Genomic DNA, 18,006 nt, shown 5'->3' on the forward strand with positions numbered 1-18,006 from the left:
CTATGAAGGCATGCTACTGCTGTGAAAGCAACGTAATCACCCTGAACAAAGGGGTTTATTGTTATTGTTGTTGGGTTGCTGTGTAAGACACGCCCTACCGTTGGGTAAGTTGTATCTGTTTAGTAAAACAATGAGGCAGATGGCTTTCACCACTACCTCACTTATATAAACGGGTACATTTACTGTGCCCGTTTGTTCTCTGTTAACGCATACCTTCGCGACGCAGAGCCTGCGGCGTAAACTCTGTTTCAGCCGGACGAACTGAGAAGTCATACATCTGCTCTTCGTTGTCCAGACCAATCGCCAGGTAACGACGAGAGTTCAGATCGTGATATACATCCAGTGTTGACCATTGAGTAGGTACTTCGTAGTAGTTAACGCCATAAGCTACTGCTACGCGGTACAGTTCTCCACGGTTGTCGTACATATCGGCCAGTTGGATTTGCCAGCTGTCTTCGTCGATAAAGAATACGCGCTTCTGATAGATATGACGGAACTCATCTTTTAATGAGGCTTCCACTACCCATACGCGGTGCTTTTCCCAACGGGTTAAGTCTGGATTAACGTGATTGGGTGTCAGAATATCGCCATAAGTTACGGTATTACTGTGCAATTTGTAGTTGTTGTAAGCAACATACATCTCTTTCTTGCCTTTTAACTCCCAGTCGTAACGGTTTGGTGAACCGTTGAACATATCGAAGTCATCTGTGGTACGCAGGCCATCGGCTGCTGTTCCAGGCGTATCATAAGCAATGTTTGGTGCTAAACGTACACGGCGCTGCCCCGTGTTGTAAGTCCACGCTTTACGCGGCTCTTTAATTTGATCCAGTGTTTCATGTACCAGCAATGCCGTTCCTGCCAAACGCGCAGGTTCCGTTACTTTTTGTTTAAACATAAACAGCACGTTGTTTGCCAATAACGACTCAGGGGTTGCATTATCCTGAGAGTACTGAATAAGTAACTGCTCGTCGAAGCCAATTACGTTGTAATCACCGCTAGCAGTTACGGCGGCCTGACCGCCGTTGCGCTGCACAGCCTGCCCGCGATAACGCGCAATGTGATTCCAAATCGCCTCTAAGCCATTAGCAGGAATAGGGAAAGGAATACCAATCGCGGCTCCTGACATACCGTTACCGCCATCTAACAACTCTGCACGCGTTGCGTTTGCTTTGGTTGCGTCATACACAAACTGTGGGTTAGACGCTGAGCGGTGTGTTTTGTATACAGGCAATTTGAATGATTCCGGGTAGGTCTCAAACATCTTAATTAAGCCGTCAGACAAAAAGGCAGCATGCTCTTTGTAGTTCGCTCCGGTAATGGTAAACAGCGGCGCTTCACCGGCATAAGGGTCAGGGTGGAAATCACCCGCCTTGTAGCCTGCAGGCGCTGAGGTTATACCGCCATTCCAGGCAGGAATAGAACCGTCGGCATTACCCGCTTTTTCGCCACCCAGAGGAGTGAGCTCAGTACCTAATTTTGCAGCATCAGCGCTGCTGACTTTTGCTTGCAATGGTGCTGCAGATAACGCAACGGTTAATGCAGCAGCAATAATTCCAATCTTTTTCATCATAACCTTACTACTCTCAGTTAAATTGCGTACTTGATGTCGAACGAGATGAAGTCACGGTCAGACAGCGCATTCGTGGTACCAATACCACCCCAGAAACTGCTGTAAGACGCGGAAGCTGACCAACGGCTCAAGTAATCAAACGTAAATGAAATATTGGCTGACTTAGTCCCTTCCGTGAATAAGAACAGCGGATCAGGCGTGGTACCTTCCACATCGTGTGAGAAGGTTGCACGTGTACGCAAATTCACACCTGCGAAAATGTTGTTGAAATCAGCCACGGCCAGAATGCGGTAACCCCATGCATCGTCAGTAGCAAATGGGTTGGTTTCCGGACCGTTAGACAAACCAGTGTGTAAACCTGTACGCGGATTGCCGGTCTCGGTTGGCTCCAGTGATGGTGTACGGGCAGTACCCGGTGCATTTAAACGCACTACCGATGGATCCGGGAAATCCACAATGTTTACATAACCCGCTTCACCTAACAGAACGAAGTTATCAGTACCAAACGCCGGGCCAAATACGTGTGACAAGGTAAACTGTGCCTGCCAGGTATCTGAGAACACAAAACCTTCGGCTGTTTCACCTGGGCCCACGGCACGACCAATGTTATTTAACTGGGAAATACCCGCTAAATCCGGGCGTAAACCTGCATTAGCCAGCTGTTCTGGCATACCCATGTAGAGCAATTCTACGTCGTCGATTTGCAGTGGCTCATCAACACGGTAAGCAAATTCACCTGCCAGTGCAGTGGTACCGATGTTGGTGTTAAAGCTCATACCGTATAACTTGATGTCTTCCGGATAGTAGAACTTAGCTTCTGTAAACGCCTGCAACTCAGTGATGTTGTTACGGGTAATGTTGTTGGTGGCCAAAAACGCCAGATCTGCACCAATGCCCGCCGCAGTAAAGTTAGACGTTTCACCCGAAATCAGTGGACGCTGACTGTGATAATTAATGTGATAGAAACTCAGTTCAGTTTCATTCAGTGCTTCGGCGAAATAGGTTACGCGAATACCATACTGACCCTGGTCATCGGCATCGACGTGTGCCTGATCGCTGTATCCGCGAATTGCAACCTTAGTAGGATACGCCAGATAGGCCTGACTGATTTGGGATGCATTGGCACCTGCACGCAGTGCATCGCCTAAACCATTTAACGACGCCAACAGGAAATCAAGATCGATATCCGGGTTACCGGTAAAACCTAACTGAATGTTATTCGCCTGACCGCCTTCTGCCGCGAAGTCGTTAGTTGCAAAGTAGCTACCTGCAACAGGTAACCAGCTACGCTCCCATTCGTACTGGTAGTAACCAGAAATACTGAGCGTATCGGTAAGACCCAGCGACGCGTATACCATGCCTACCGGAATAAATACTTCTTTTAACTCTGCACCAGGTGTACGGGCGCGCGTTACGTCTACTGGGTTGGTAGTGTTGATACCGTGTTGGATGAAGGTGCTCTCACCCCAGCTGATAACTTGTTGACCTACGCGAACGGTTAATGGCTTTTCGCCAACCCACCAGTCGCCATAGAAGAAGGCGTCAAGTAAACGCACATCAGAGCAAAGCAGCTTTTTGGCTTCGGGATCATCACACAATTCTGTTTTCTGATTGGTGATGGGGTTGCTCCATGGACGATCGTGATCCATTTGTTCGAAATCGTAGAACCAGAATCCGCGCGCAAAGAAACCAATGTTGTCGTAGCGAATATCCAATTCGTGGTTACCGGAAATCTGCGTTGAAAACGCTTCGCCGGGATCGTGCGCTAAATCACCCAAATCACCGTTGCTTGAATAGCTTCCATCCGCCAGGGCCCATACATCACCGCTGGGATAAATAACATTCGTAGCCGCATTGTAACCAGACCAATTAAACTGAGGATGGTTGCTGTTACCAATCAGTTTGTAGTCGCGGTCTTCCATGCGGATACTGGTAGCTAAAGTAAAGTTTGAGTCGAGTGATATCGAAACATCACCAACATCCCATGACGCAGCACTTGCCGGAAGCGAAGCCGCTCCGAATAATGCAAGTAGTCCGGCTGCGATAGGCGATTTTTTGAATGCGCTAGGCCTGGTTATCATAATTTTTATACTCCTGATTCAGCAGTAAGCTGCTGATAAAACGACACACATCGGTTTATTTAACAAAATGATTACATCATTTCTCACGGATAGCAAGAACTAATCGTACCAGTTGAAAAAATGCCGTAAACATCTTTTATTGACGCTACTGAAAGTCCTGAGTGTAAACCGAATTTAATGGAATAACTGATTGATAGTTATAGTACAAAGCTAGCGAATGCGCTCAAAAGATTTAATTTTATTTTCAGGGGTTATAATTAACCTGAATCTACCGCATAAACCACGGCTATCTATGAAGCGTCTTAACCGCCCTGCCGGTACCTGAACCCGAATACCGTTCTCGGCCTGTAACAAGGCGTGAGGAACCAGGCCACTGTATAGGGCCTGGCAATTTGAATAGGATTCGTTAAGCGTGAAAAAGTACACTTTGTCGGTGTTAGTCATTGTTGCCAAAGCTCAATGCCTTGCTAACCTTCTCGTAAAGATCGTTACTCAGCCCAGCATGATTCAGCAGTCGGGATAACTGCCCTTTCATCAATGCCTGGCGGCCTGATTCAAAATGCTGCCATTGCGTCAGCGGCGTCACTAATCTCGATGCCACTTGCGGATTGGACTTATCCAGCTCCAGCAGGTAGTCGGTTAAAAACCGGTAACCCGAGCTGTCGTCGGCATGAAAGCCTGTTGTGTTATAAAAAGCAAAACTGCCAACCACTGCCCTTACCCGATTCGGGTTTTGCTGACTAAACTGTGGGTGCTGGCGCAACAGGGTAAGCTGCGCCAAAATGTCAGCGCGCGCACATGTTGCGTGTAAACCAAACCACTTATCGAGTACCAGTGGGTCATTGTGCCAACGCTGTTCAAACTGCTGCATAAGTTCACTGAACAAGGCTAAGTTATGAATTTGCGCTGCTTTTAATGCCCCCAGCGAATCTGACATATTGTCAGACTGTTCAAACTGCTTACGAATAATGGCTGACGTATCGTTTTGACGAGCTAACAAAGACAGAACCGTGTTCTTACAACGACGCGCACTGACTTGCCCAACGGTATATGTGTAGCTACCGGTTTGGTTTTGTTGGTAAATCGCATCGAGCATACTTGCCAATGTATCAGACAAATCAGTTACAAACGCTTCACGCGCTTTGTAAAGTGCATGTACATCAATATTAGTGCGGCTTTGGATCAGTGCTTCAAAACTGGGCACAACCAGGCACTCAGCCAGCAATTCAGGATTGTGTTGCTCTGCTTTTACCGCGGCAACCAAGCCTTGCCACAACGCTGGTGAAACATGTTGCGACTGACCCGTGTAATATTGTTCAATAGCCCAATTATATAATTGCTGTATCGCATCCCATCGGGAAAATGCGTCTTTAGCAAATCGAAAAGCGTGCAAATATTCATCTGGCGTTAAATCCGATTGCAATTTTACAGGCGCCGAAAAGTCACCTAACACCACTGGTGTAATAGTGTTGCCTTTTCCTGTAAAGCTAAGAGCAATGTCTGGTTGATCTAAAATACACAGATTATCACGATACATTGGGGTATCAGGGGAAACGTGCTCACCCCGTTCATTAATAAATTCAACCTGTAACGGGATAAAAAGAGGTTGTTTAACCGGCTGACCGGCAGTGGCTGGTGTTGTCTGGCTGATTATCAGCTTTGTCACCGAATCGGTTGTTTCGCGTTTAACCGAAACAACCGGTGTACCAGACTGGCTATACCACAATGAAAAATGGGTGAGGTCGATGCTGGTTGCAGACTGCATCGCAGACACAAAATCATCGCACGTCACCGCCTGTCCATCATGACGTCGAAAATATTCGTCCATCCCGGCTCGAAAACCGTCTTGTCCTAACAACGTATGCATCATACGGATAACTTCAGCGCCTTTATCGTACACCGTCACGGTGTAAAAGTTATTCATCTCAATAACTTCGTCGGGCCGTATAGGGTGGCTCATTGCGCTGGCATCTTCAGCAAACTGATGTTCACGCATTACCCGCACCTGCTTAATGCGGTTGCTTAGCGGTGAACTCATATCAGAACTGAATTGTTGATCGCGAAATACCGTTAAACCTTCTTTCAGGCTTAACTGGAACCAATCGCGACAGGTTACCCGATTACCCGTCCAGTTGTGGAAGTATTCGTGTGCAATCACCGACTCCACATTGAAAAAATCTTCATCGGTAGCACTTTCCTGATCGGCCAGCACAAATTTGCTGTTGAACACGTTCAGGCCTTTGTTCTCCATAGCGCCCATGTTAAAGAAATCTACCGCCACAATCATGTAGATATCCAGGTCGTATTCAAGACCAAACACCTGTTCGTCCCAGCGCATTGATCGCTTTAAGGCTTCCAGGGCGAACACACCTCGTTCACGCTTACCTTTATCAACGTATAATTCCAGTGCAACGGCCTTACCACTGGCAGTGGTAAACGTATCAGTCAACTGATCAAAACTACCGGCGACCAGTGCAAACAAATAGGCTGGTTTCGGAAAAGGATCCTGCCAGGTTACCCAATGTGTACCATCGTCATTGTCGCCCCGGGAAACAGGATTACCATTTGCCAGCAAGGTGGGCAGTGACGCTTTATCTCCTGTTACGGTACAGGTAAACCGTGCCAGCACATCGGGTCGGTCGAGATAATAGGTAATTTTGCGAAATCCTTCCGCTTCGCATTGTGTACAATACACCCCGTTCGATAAATACAAACCTTCAAGTGCTTTATTTGCCTCGGGATTAATTTCGGTTTCAATGGTTAATGAGAAGCTATCAGGCACATCTTCCAGTAATAAACCCACTTCGGTTTGAGTGAAAAGGGTAAATTCTTGTCCATTGAGACTTACTGACACTAACGTTAAATGCTCACCGTCCAGTTGCAAAGGCTCACTGTGCTTACCTTGTCGCGTTACCTGGAGGTTGCTGATCACACGCGTAGCCGTTGGATGTAAGGTCACATTCAAATCAATATCGCTGATTGTGAATGCCGGCGCGCGATAATCGGCACGGCGTTTAGCCATTAATGTCATACACTCTCCTTTGCTGGATTACTTTGTAGATGATGATTCAACCACGATTTCTGGCGGCGTGATACGCAGGATTTTTATGCCAAGATAAGCATATATCATCGCCAGGAACGGGTTAATAACGTTGAAAAACGCATAAAAAATGTACTCAAACGGATGCACCATTAATACCCCGTGCATGTATGCACCACAAGTATTCCATGGAATCAATGGTGATGTAAGCGTACCGCCGTCTTCCAGGCTGCGCGATAAATTAAGCTGATTCAAACCGCGCTTTTCAAATTCCTGTTTATACATACGACCCGGCATAACAATCGCCATATATTGATCAGCTGTGATCAAATTGGTGCCAATACAGGTAAGAATGGTGCGGGTAACCATAGCGCCAGCGGTTTTGGCGCCATGCAATATAGCGCTCACCGCGCGGTTCAACAGCCCTACCCGTTCCAAAACGGCACCAAAAGACATAGCACAAATAATCAGCCAGATGGTATTGAGCATAGATGACATACCACCACGGCTTAACAAGCTGTCCAGTGTGGTATCGCCGGTGTCAAAACTCACGCCGTCAAATAATGCCGTCCATACTACTTTTACCGTGCCAACCACATTAGAGTCCGCGCCGTCTTTCATACCCAAAATGACGTCGCCCTGGAAAATAATGGCCCAGGCACCACCCAATAACGCGCCAATCGCTACGGCAGGAAAAGCAGGCATTTTGCGTACAGCAAGGGTGAGTAGCACAACCAACGGCACCAACATCAACAAATTCAGGTTAAATGTATTGTCCAGCAATTGTTGCATTTCGTGGATTTTTGCAGCCGACTGGTCTGTAGAGGCGCTGAAACCTAAAATGACAAACAGCAGTAGTGCCAGTACAAAACTGGGAATAGTAGTCCACAGCATGTAGCGAATATGGTCAAACAAATCCACACCAGCCACAGCCGGTGCCAGATTGGTGGTTTCAGATAATGGAGAAATTTTATCGCCAAAATAAGCGCCCGATACCACTGCACCCGCAGTGATCGCCGCCGACATATCCATGCCTGCCGCCACGCCCATCAGGGCAACACCAACGGTTGCGGCAGTCGTCCAGGAACTGCCTATACTCATGGCTACCACGGCACATATAAGGCAGCTTGCAGCATAAAACATTGAAGGGTTTAGCAGTTCTAAACCATAGTAGATTAGCGTAGGGACAGTACCGGCCAGCATCCAGGTACCAATTAACGCCCCCACCACTAACAAAATTAGGCAGGCCCCAAGTGATACCGAGATCCCCTGAATAATTCCAGCTTCAATATCCGCCCAGCGATGACCATTTTTCATTCCAATAATAGCAGCCAGCCCCGTTCCGATAAGCAGTGCTATCTGGTTAGGACCGAATGACGAATTATCGGCAAACAAAAATACCGCTGTGCCCATCATCAGCACAAGGGCAACAATGGGGATAAAGGCATCAAGCAAACTGGGTTGTTTAATTTCTTGTTGAGACGTCATGACTATTCCTTACATCACTGACCGATAAAACATCACAAGAATGACAACCGGACACACAAATTTCACATACCAGGGCCAAATCTTCCAGAATAAACGCTGTTCCATATCAGGCGCGCTCGCTTTAAGCTCATCTAATATTTCATTGCGCTTCCAAACCCAGCCCGCAAAGATACACAAAGCAAAGCCGAGTAATGGCTGGCTGTATTTGGTTGTCAGGTCGATTACAAATCCGAACAATACAGAGAAATGTATAATAATGGCGGTGCTGAGCACAAAAATAGCAGCAGTAACCAGCCACACTGCGCGCTTGCGCGGCATATTGCGACTTTCAGACAAGTACGCTACCGGCACTTCCAGCATTGAAATGGAACTGGTGAGTGCAGCAATCACCATGAGCGCAAAAAACACAACTGAAACTACAATCCCAATTGGCCCAATGGTTTTAAACAGTGCGGGCAGAACGGTAAAAATCAGTTGATCACCGGCGATTAACTCTCCACTGTCTGAAAATATTTGCACACCATTGTTCAGTGCCACGTACATGGCTGGAATGATCAGCATACCAGCAATAATCGCAACGCCAATGTCTACCAGTGCTACAGCCGCACCAATGCTGGGCAGATCTTCATTTTTACTCATGTAGGAGCCATAAACCAGCATGGTTCCTACACCCAGTGACATAGAGAAAAATGCCTGGCCCATTGCATCAATTAATAAATCAGGATTGAGCACCAGTGAGAAATCGGGAACCAGATAAGCTGCCCAGCCTTCACTCGCACCAGGCTGGAAACTTACATACACAATCAGCACTATCATGAGGATGAACAAAGTAGGCATTAAACGAACAGACCAGCGTTCGATACCGGCCTTTACGCCACCCAGCACAATGTAAGAAGTGAGACCCAGAAACAGTGCGCAGAACACCAGGTTACTGCTCAGTGAATAACTAATAAACCAGTCGCTTAGTGCCTGCGGCATAACCGGACGGGATAAAGATTCGCCTAAATAGGCAATCATCCAACCGCCTACAATGGCATAGAATGCCAGAATCAATGACACGGTAACACAGCCCCACAGGCCGGTTAATCTGCCCAGTGGATTGGAGGTAATTTTACCCAGCGAATCCACCATGTTCGCCCGGTGGGCACGCCCAATGATTAACTCTGCCATTAATACCGGATATGCCAGGGCAAATGCTAATAGCAAATACACAAGCACAAATGCCGCACCACCATTACTGGCTACCTGGGTTGGAAACCCCCAGATGTTTCCCAGTCCCACTGCTGATCCCGCTGCCGCCAGGATAAACCCGATACGAGAAGAAAACTCACCGCGAATCGCCATATTGTTCCCTTTATTATTGTTTTAATAACGTATTTTATTGTTGTATTTTTCAACACTGCTTTTAATGTAAAAAAGGCTGGCAAACGCCAGCCCCTTTCGGTATTTCTTGAGTTACCCTTGTTTAAATGCGTACTTACCTGTTTCTACCATATCCAGTGTGATATTGGCCGCTTCCGCCAGGTAAGGATCGATGTCTTCCAATGCTTCCGGTAAATCATCGAGGTTTTCTACCTTAGGTAAACCCAGTCTTAACAAACGTTCGTTTGCGCGGCTGAGTGCTTCAGATTCGTTCTTTTGCTTTTCAGCCAAACGCTCTGATTCAACCAGCGAAATAAACGCTTTATCTTTGTTTTTGCGATACTCTTCAATGTCTTGCTGCATGTATGCAAATTCTGGATCCTGCATAATGCGAACATTGTGCTTGGCTGACAGTACATCTATCGCCGATTGCGAATCACCAAACGTAGTATAGTTAGCGCGTTTAATGCTATCCCATGGCAAAGCGTTTTCTTCCTGACTTTCTCCCCACTCTGCCGGATCAATAGGCGATGGGAATAAAATGTCCGGTACCACACCTTTGTGCTGTGTACTGCCGCCGTTGATGCGATAGAACTTAGCAATAGTGTATTGCACGCTGCCCAGCGGGTTTTCGTATAGATCGTAAATACGGCCTAACCCTTTGTGTTGCTGAACGGTTCCCTTACCAAAGGTTTGTTCACCAATAATCAATGCGCGATTGTAGTCTTGCATTGCCGCTGCAAAAATCTCAGACGCAGATGCGCTGTAGCGGTCAACCAATACTGTTAACGGACCAGAATACGACACCTGACCATCGGTATCCTGATTCACACTCATTCTGCCACCTTCGTAGCGAATTTGTACCACAGGGCCACTTTCAATAAACAAACCTGACACCAGGGTAGCTTCCGACAGCGATCCGCCGCCGTTACCGCGTAAATCAACGATAATACCCTTAACATCCTGAGCTTTAAGTGCGTTAATTTCTTTCAGCACATCAACATGCAGGTTGTTATAGAAACTGGGGATATTGATCACTCCGATTTTCTCGCCCTGATGGGGGCCAGTTTCGGGTATAAATACCTCAGACTTGGCGGCGCGATCTTCCAGCTTAATCTTGTCGCGAACAATATTGATCACTGATATCGCCGTGCTATCGCCCGTGCTCTTTTGTACTTGTAAACGCACTTCGCTGCCTTTTGGCCCTTTGATCAATTCAACTACGTCGTCAAGACGCCAGCCAATTACATCTACAAAATCTTCATCTGCCTGGGCTACGCCCACAATTTTGTCTTCGGGCTTTAACGCTTTTGATTTGTCTGCCGGACCACCGGGTACAATGCTTTTGATCACAGTGAAGTCATCTTCGCTTTGTAACACCGCACCAATACCTTCCAGCGATAAATTCATATCCATTTGGAAACGGTCGGCGTTGCGGGGTGACAAATAACTGGTGTGGGCTTCAATACTACGGGCAAATGCATTCATTACGGTTTGGAACACATCTTCACTTTGCGTCTGTTTCAAACGCTTAATGGCACGCTCGTAGCGTTTGGTCAGTAATTCCTGAATTTTTTCAGGCTCTTTACCGGCCAGTTTTAAATTTAGCGCATCGTATTTAACGCGCTGACGCCATAATTCATCCAACTCAGACTTGCTGGCTGGCCATGGTGAGTCTTCGCGATCGAAATAAAACTTGTCGCCGGCTTTTTCGAAATTGAACGGCTTACCCAATTGGGTCAGCGCAAACTCGTAACGCTCAACACGGCGTTCTAAGTTCAGGTTATACATATCGTATGCAACCTGCAGATTACCGCGCGTTAACGCTTCATCAAATAAATCACGGTATTTGGCGAAGCCGTCAATATCGGATTGCAGAAACACATTGCGATTACCATCCAACGCGCTTAAAAAACGGTCGTAGACTTTCTCCGAGAGTGCATCATCGAGTTGAATAAGCTTGTAGTGCTCTCGAGTGAACAAGGTACTTATTCGTTTAGCGGCAGACGAATGCTGCGGCTCCTGTTGGAGAACCGGTAAATCTTCTACACTATTCCCTGATGTTACTGCGCCAGCACCCACACTTAACGCTAAAATAGCGCTGGCAACGGAAACTCGGAGTAAATCTTTCATATTACGACCTCTTGGTACGTGCTAGACGTAAAGCCTCTGGGTTGACTTTAACCACCATCCCCGTATCCAGTTGAACATGAACGCCGTCTTTCGCAACTTCAGTGATTACAGCATACATAGGCGCTTTACCCAGTTTTACTGTAACCGCAGTACCAGTTGTTAAATCAGCATCCGTTAATTTTGCTGGGGGTACTTTAGTTGGTCTGTTAGTTTTTGATTTAGTTCCATTATAGCGACCAGCCGCAGGTTTTGCCTGACGCTCGGCGCCATTTTTAGCATCTGAACGACCGTCTGGTTTTCTGCGAGGCGGTTTTGCCGTCGCTTTGCGCTTTTCAGCAGCCTTGGCTTTGCTTTCATCCAGTTGCTGTTTGGCGTGGTCTTCATGTTCCTGCTCAATGGCAGCATCCTGATTACCATCCAAATCAACACGGAAATTGCCTTTCTTAATGCTGTAAAGATATCGCCAGCTATTGGTGTAGTGACGCAGGCTCGAGCGCAGCAGTGTTTTACTGACCCGCTCGTCTTCTTGCAGTCGTTCGGCCAAATCCTGGAAAATACCGATTTTTAATGGACGCGCTTCGCCTTCCAGGCTAAAGCAATGAGGGAATGTCTCTGCCAGAAAGGCAATGACTTCTTTACTGTTACTAAACTTCTGTGATGATTCCATCAATATTAACGTATGTAAGAGTTAATCGAGATTGTCTTCATCATCCCAAGTTGCTAGCAGATGGTCAACCCAATCAAGCAAATCATCGTCATTTACGTACAATAAATTTTCATCTTGATGCCAAATTGACCAACTGTGCGCCAACAACCCTTCCAGACGCTCTACCGAAATGTCATCTTCTGCCCGGTCGTACACCATATGCAGAATAGTATTTAACCGTTCTGCGGCCTCGTCGGGCTCTTCGAACACATCTTCCATGTCCTGCCAGGTGGCTAATACCACCTGAATGTCAACTAAGTGTTTCATACCAGCGTACTGCTCAGCACACTAACAATTTCGCACAGGCCAGCTTCATCTTCCGCACTGAAACGCGAATAAATGGGACTGTCTATGTCCAATACGCCAATAAGCTTGTCGTTTACCACGATGGGGATCACGATTTCCGAGTTAGACGCAGCATCACAAGCAATATGGCCTTCAAACTGGTGTACGTCCTCAATCCGCTGAACGGTATTGGAAGCAGCGGCGGTGCCGCACACGCCCTTACCCATCGGGATACGGATACACGCCGGTTGCCCCTGAAACGGCCCCAATACCAGCTGTTCTTCTTTAAAAATATAAAACCCAGCCCAGTTAACGTTGTCCATTTGGTTGTACAACAACGCGCTGATATTGGCCATATTCGCGATCATGTCGTGCTCACCGTCAACCAAACTCCGGGCCTGGGCGATAAGCTGAGAATAAAAAGTACTGCTGCTCAAGTTGTGTCTCTCTTAATGGTAGTTCTCAATCAGCTCAAAGGTTACAGACACAGTTGCAGTGATATCTGTCTGTCCAGGCAGACTACTGCTCATTTCGTCTTTCATCCGCATGGTAGCCATCACTGGCGGGGCACTGTAACCAGCTGATTCGGTAATAGTAATCACATTGCCCAATTTTACTCCCATTTCGCGCGCTAACAAGCCCGCGCGCAATTTTGCATCCTGAACAGCCGCAACAAGGGCGTGTTGATAAGCTTCAGAGGCATCGGTATTTATAAATTCAAAGCGTTGAATGCGGTCTACGCCGCGGCTTAACATTCCATCGAGTATGGCATCATAGGTTTGTAGTGCTTTAGAGGTTACGCGTACCTCGCGGGATAAAATAAACCCCTTATCTTCCCGCCCGTTAGGTGTGTGTTCATACCAGGGAGTAAGGTTAACCGACATCGACTGAATATGCTTTTCTTCAATACCCGATGCCAATAAAAATTGCACAACTGAGGTTAATCGCGCAGCCATTTGTTGATTGAGTTTACTTACCAGCGGCCCGCGTTCTTCTATTAATACACTGATGCTAAACGCATCTGGCACCACACTTACCGCACCCTGTCCGGTTACATTCACCAACCGACGGTGTTCATGATCATTGTTAGCCAGTACATTGCCCGACAAAGTCAGACTCATTAATATTGCAAATAACAAAGTAGAACGCATGTTTAACTCCTGAAAATGTGAAGTTGAATCATGACAACCTGAAACTTAACGGTGTATGAACAAAGCCTGTCACACAATTAACCAAAAAACCAATAACTCACAATTATCGAAGTAACAATACCCGCCACATCGGCAACCAGACAGCAGGCAACAGCATACCGTGAGTGTTTAATGCCTACTGCACCTAAATACACGGCCAGGATATAAAATGTGGTTTCAGTAGAACCTTGCATTACCGACGCCAGACGACCAGCAAAGGAATCAGCACCATGATGCTGCATCGTTTCTATCATCAACGCTCTGGCACCACTGCCGCTTAACGGCTTCATCAGCGCGGTAGGTAACGCATCGACAAAGCGCGGGTCAAACCCCAGCCATATCGCCGCAGCACCAATCCACTGCACGATAATATCCATTACGCCACTGGCCCGTAACATGCCAATTGCAACCAGCATCGCGAGTAAAAACGGGATCAGTGACACGGCAACATCGAATCCTTTCTTAGCCCCGTCTACAAATTGTTCATAGGTATTGTTGCCCACGCGCCAGCCACTAATCAGCACACCCACTACAAAAGTGAACAACAAGCTATTTGCCACTATGGCAGACTGGCTGGCCAGCTCGGTAGCGGCCAACTGTGCAAAGTACAATATTACCGCCGCTAATAAGCCAAACACGGCTACCAGATACAACACTACCACCCGGTTGAATAAATTGATTTTTTGCACTGCGCAGGTCACAAACAACCCAGCAAGAGTAGACGCACTGGTAGCCAGCAGAATAGGGATAAAAACATCGGTGGGCTGCGCTGCGCCCTGCTCGCCGCGATATAAGAATACAGCGATGGGAAATAACGTTACTGAGGAGGTATTTAATACCAGAAACAGGATCTGACTATTGGTAAGCGTATCTTTTTTAGGTGCCAGTGTTTGCATATCCTGCATAGCTTTGATACCAAACGGTGTGGCAGCATTATCGAGTCCCAGTAAATTGGCCGACATATTCATGGTAATACTGCCCAGCGCAGGATGGTCACGCGGAATATCTGGCATGATGCGGCACAAAAATGGCGCTAAAATTCGGGAAAATTTTTGTATCAAACCGGATTTTTCTGCCACTTCAAAAATCCCCAGCCAAAACGCCAGTACACCAATCAACCCGATTGCGATTTCTACACTTAAGGTGGCCATGCTGCTGACCATGGACATAACGTCCTGGAATCCCTGAGGGTGGTCGCCAAAGAACGCCTGATAACATGTGGCAGCAAACGCACTGACAATAAATGCGAGCCAGATTCTGTGTAGCATAAACAAACCTTATAGAATGTAACGCAATGATGATTGCCGTTTAACCCGGAAGTGAGCAATGCGGGAAATGAAAAGTGTGCGGCAGCGTTGTGCCTGAAACTTGAAACACATCCCTGTTAGTCAATTTTATCCGATCAACTAACAGAGACGATACTAGCGTTAGTTGTAAGTAAATAACAATTATTTATTACAACCCTAAGCTTTAAGAGGAATTTTTTAGTTTAAAACAGTTTTCAGCGCGCCAATACAAAAGTCCACGTTTTTGTCGGTACATCCGGCGCCCATCAGTCCGATACGCCAAACCTTGCCTGCAAATCCACCCAGACCGGCACCGATTTCCAGATTAAAATCGTTTAGTAATCTACTGCGCACCGCTGCGTCATCTACGCCGTCTGGGATCTTTACTGCATTTAGCTGAGGTAGCCGATACGCTTTGTCTACCGCCATTTCAAGGCCAAGCGACTCTAACCCGCTCACCAGTTTGTCATGTAATCGCGCATGACGCGCCCACGCGTTTTCCAGTCCTTCTTCGTGCAATATCACTAATGATTCGTGTGTTGCATAAATACTATTCACCGGTGCGGTATGATGATATGCCCGCTTACCACCTTGCCCCCAGTAGCCAACAATCAGATTCATATCTAAAAACCAGCTTTGTACCGGTGTTTTTCTGGATTGGATAAGTTCTACGGCACGTGGGCTGAATGATACCGGCGAAATGCCGGGCACGCAGCTTAGGCATTTTTGTGAACCTGAATAAATGGCATCGATACCCCAATCATCCACTGCCACTTCAATACCACCCAGTGAAGTAACTGCATCCACAATAGTCAGGCAATTATACTGTTGCGCAAGTTTACACATTGCCGCAGCGTCATTACGCACCCCCGTGGAGGTTTCAGCATGAACAAACGCAACAATTTTTGTTTCAGGATGCGCTTTGAGTGCGTCTTCCAGTTTATTTAGATCGGTTTGGGTGCCCCAGGCATCCTCAACTACCACTGCTTTAGCGCCACAGCGGATCACATTTTCTTTCATGCGACCGCCAAACACCCCATTAATACACACAATTACCGTATCACCAGGTTCAACCAGGTTAACAAATGCCGCTTCCATTCCCGCCGAGCCCGGCGCAGAAATTGGCATAGTTAACGGGTTTTTGGTTTTAAACGCATACTGGAGCAACTCTTTGGTTTCATCCATCAGCGCAATGAAATCCGGGTCCAGGTGACCAACCGTACTGCGTGCCATCGCATTGAGTACCCGAGGGCTAACATCAGACGGACCAGGGCCCATAAGTGTGCGCAATGGTGGAATATGGCTTTTGTAGGTTTTCATAATCGATGCCTTATTGAACAGTATGCAAACATGTGATGATTGCGTTGAGCCAATGGTTTTGGCTTAAACCGTAATCTTGCTTTGAAACGTATTCTACTTTGGCTACCAGAAACCACAATGCAGCAGGTGACTTCAATTTGGGATTACCATTATTCATGAGGTGAATGTTATAACCTGAAGATTGCAGATAAACTTATACAAAGATGCAGTATGACCGTTTTTCCGGTAAAACCGGTCGTCAATTTGTGGATAAATGTTGCACAACCTGTTTAAAATATGTTCACTTTCGGTGGATTTATTTTATTTGATTGCTTGATGCGTGCAGATATTGGTCTATAATTCAGCCAGTTTGAAGAAATTTTCAAAATTTTGTTTATAAAGTGAGCAGTTTTACGCTATTATTGGTAAACCGCGTGAATACTATACATCCTCTCCCTTTGTAAAAGTTAGCGCACGGCTCAGCAATGAGCCATTCCCCTAGGCCCGGAGCTTTTTAAGTTCTGGGCATTTTTTATTGTGCTGTATGTTCGCAATCTGACAGGCCAAATAGCCTGCCAGTATTCGATATCAGATTATTCTTAAACACAGGAATAATTACGCTTATTCTTCGCGCAAACGCATCAATCCTTCCTGCATAGTAGAAGCGACTAATTGTCCTTGCTGGTTAAATATCTGCCCACGAACCAAGCCACGTGCATTTTCACTGACCGGGCTTTCCATTACATATAACAACCATTCATTCATATTTACCGGGCGGTGGAACCACATTGCGTGATCAATAGTCGCTATTACCAGGTTTTTATCGGTGATCTGCACACCATGAGGTTGCAATGATGTGCTCAGGAAATGGTAATCACTGGCATAAGACAGTACAGCCTGATGCATTGCCTGATTATTTCCCAACATTTCATTGGTTTTTAACCAGGTGGCACGCACCGGCTTGCGGTTTTTGGCCGTGAATGACGCCACAGCATCGACAGTACGAATATCAATTGGACGGTGGTAGCTAAGGGCCTCACGCATGCGACGCCCCAAATGCTCATAGTTTCGCTCGTACATTCTGATATCGGGTTCAACGTCTTCGGGCGGCGGTACATTTGGCATATCGGCATATTGGTGACTCATTCCCGCTTCCGGTGTTTGGAAAGACGCTGTCATATAAAAAATATTGCGACCATTTTGAATCGCTTTTACCCGACGGGCTGAAAAGCTCTTACCGTCGCGTACAATTTCTACATCATAAACAACAGGTTTTTGCGCATCGCCCGGTAACAAAAAATAGCTATGAAAAGAATGCACAACACGATCTTCAGGCACACTTTGATACGCAGCCTGTAGGGCTTGCCCCAGTACCTGCCCGCCGAACAGGGCCCGAAAGCCAAGATCCCAGCTTTGACCGCGGTACAATCCGTGCTCTAAAGTTTCTAACTCTAATAATGAAGACAATTTAACTTCGTTTTGTTGTTCCAAGGATATCTCCTAAAACGTATTTATTCCCCGGGAAAACAACACATACTACTTGCGCATATACTCTGCTTATTTACT

General features: G+C 46.7%; 14 protein-coding genes. All 14 read right to left on the reverse strand.

The window, feature by feature from the left end; translation table 11 throughout:
• Nucleotides 1-202: 202 nt before the first annotated feature.
• Nucleotides 203-1,570 carry a DUF1329 domain-containing protein gene (locus tag FJ444_RS07605; protein WP_140957474.1) on the reverse strand — a complete coding sequence of 456 codons (1,368 nt, stop codon included), beginning with the start codon at nucleotides 1,568-1,570 and terminating at the stop codon, nucleotides 203-205.
• 17 nt (nucleotides 1,571-1,587) lie between these two features.
• The gene (locus FJ444_RS07610) at nucleotides 1,588-3,651 is read right to left on the reverse strand and encodes a DUF1302 domain-containing protein (protein WP_140957476.1); all 2,064 of its coding nucleotides are present in this window, start codon (nucleotides 3,649-3,651) and stop codon (nucleotides 1,588-1,590) included.
• 210 nt (nucleotides 3,652-3,861) lie between these two features.
• Nucleotides 3,862-4,095, reverse strand: coding sequence for a DUF2835 family protein (locus tag FJ444_RS07615; protein ID WP_140957602.1), 234 nt, complete (start codon nucleotides 4,093-4,095; stop codon nucleotides 3,862-3,864).
• Nucleotides 4,088-6,682, reverse strand: coding sequence for an aminopeptidase N (gene pepN / locus FJ444_RS07620; protein WP_140957478.1), 2,595 nt, complete (start codon nucleotides 6,680-6,682; stop codon nucleotides 4,088-4,090). Before pepN ends, FJ444_RS07615 begins: the two co-directional genes overlap by 8 nt.
• A gap of 18 nt (nucleotides 6,683-6,700) precedes the next feature.
• Nucleotides 6,701-8,179: a Na+/H+ antiporter NhaC gene (gene nhaC / locus FJ444_RS07625; protein WP_181405095.1), complete on the reverse strand. Its 1,479-nt coding sequence runs from the start codon at nucleotides 8,177-8,179 to the stop codon at nucleotides 6,701-6,703.
• 9 nt (nucleotides 8,180-8,188) lie between these two features.
• Nucleotides 8,189-9,523 carry a sodium-dependent transporter gene (locus tag FJ444_RS07630; RefSeq protein ID WP_140957481.1) on the reverse strand — a complete coding sequence of 445 codons (1,335 nt, stop codon included), beginning with the start codon at nucleotides 9,521-9,523 and terminating at the stop codon, nucleotides 8,189-8,191.
• Nucleotides 9,524-9,634: 111 nt separating this feature from the next.
• Nucleotides 9,635-11,674 (reverse strand): carboxy terminal-processing peptidase, encoded by a 2,040-nt coding sequence (gene prc, locus FJ444_RS07635; RefSeq protein ID WP_140957483.1) that lies wholly within the window; start codon nucleotides 11,672-11,674, stop codon nucleotides 9,635-9,637.
• A gap of 1 nt (nucleotide 11,675) precedes the next feature.
• Nucleotides 11,676-12,341, reverse strand: a complete 666-nt coding sequence (gene proQ, locus FJ444_RS07640) for an RNA chaperone ProQ (protein ID WP_140957485.1) — start codon at nucleotides 12,339-12,341, stop codon at nucleotides 11,676-11,678.
• Between the two features lie 21 nt (nucleotides 12,342-12,362).
• Complete coding sequence (locus FJ444_RS07645; RefSeq protein WP_140957487.1) at nucleotides 12,363-12,647, reverse strand: hypothetical protein; 285 nt, start codon at nucleotides 12,645-12,647, stop codon at nucleotides 12,363-12,365.
• The gene (locus FJ444_RS07650; RefSeq protein WP_255439068.1) at nucleotides 12,644-13,102 is read right to left on the reverse strand and encodes a GAF domain-containing protein; all 459 of its coding nucleotides are present in this window, start codon (nucleotides 13,100-13,102) and stop codon (nucleotides 12,644-12,646) included. Before FJ444_RS07650 ends, FJ444_RS07645 begins: the two co-directional genes overlap by 4 nt.
• 12 nt (nucleotides 13,103-13,114) lie before the next feature.
• Nucleotides 13,115-13,816, reverse strand: a complete 702-nt coding sequence (locus FJ444_RS07655; protein ID WP_140957489.1) for an SIMPL domain-containing protein — start codon at nucleotides 13,814-13,816, stop codon at nucleotides 13,115-13,117.
• A gap of 77 nt (nucleotides 13,817-13,893) precedes the next feature.
• Complete coding sequence (locus FJ444_RS07660) at nucleotides 13,894-15,123, reverse strand: nucleoside recognition domain-containing protein (protein ID WP_140957491.1); 1,230 nt, start codon at nucleotides 15,121-15,123, stop codon at nucleotides 13,894-13,896.
• 216 nt (nucleotides 15,124-15,339) lie between these two features.
• On the reverse strand, nucleotides 15,340-16,419 hold the full coding sequence (locus tag FJ444_RS07665) for an alanine--glyoxylate aminotransferase family protein (RefSeq protein ID WP_140957605.1): 1,080 nt from the start codon (nucleotides 16,417-16,419) through the stop codon (nucleotides 15,340-15,342).
• Nucleotides 16,420-17,061: 642 nt separating this feature from the next.
• Nucleotides 17,062-17,931 (reverse strand): acyl-CoA thioesterase domain-containing protein, encoded by an 870-nt coding sequence (locus FJ444_RS07670; RefSeq protein ID WP_140957493.1) that lies wholly within the window; start codon nucleotides 17,929-17,931, stop codon nucleotides 17,062-17,064.
• Nucleotides 17,932-18,006 lie beyond the last annotated feature (75 nt).

This window comes from Aestuariibacter sp. GS-14 (assembly GCF_006494365.1).
Taxonomy (GTDB): domain Bacteria; phylum Pseudomonadota; class Gammaproteobacteria; order Enterobacterales; family Alteromonadaceae; genus Alteromonas; species Alteromonas mangrovi.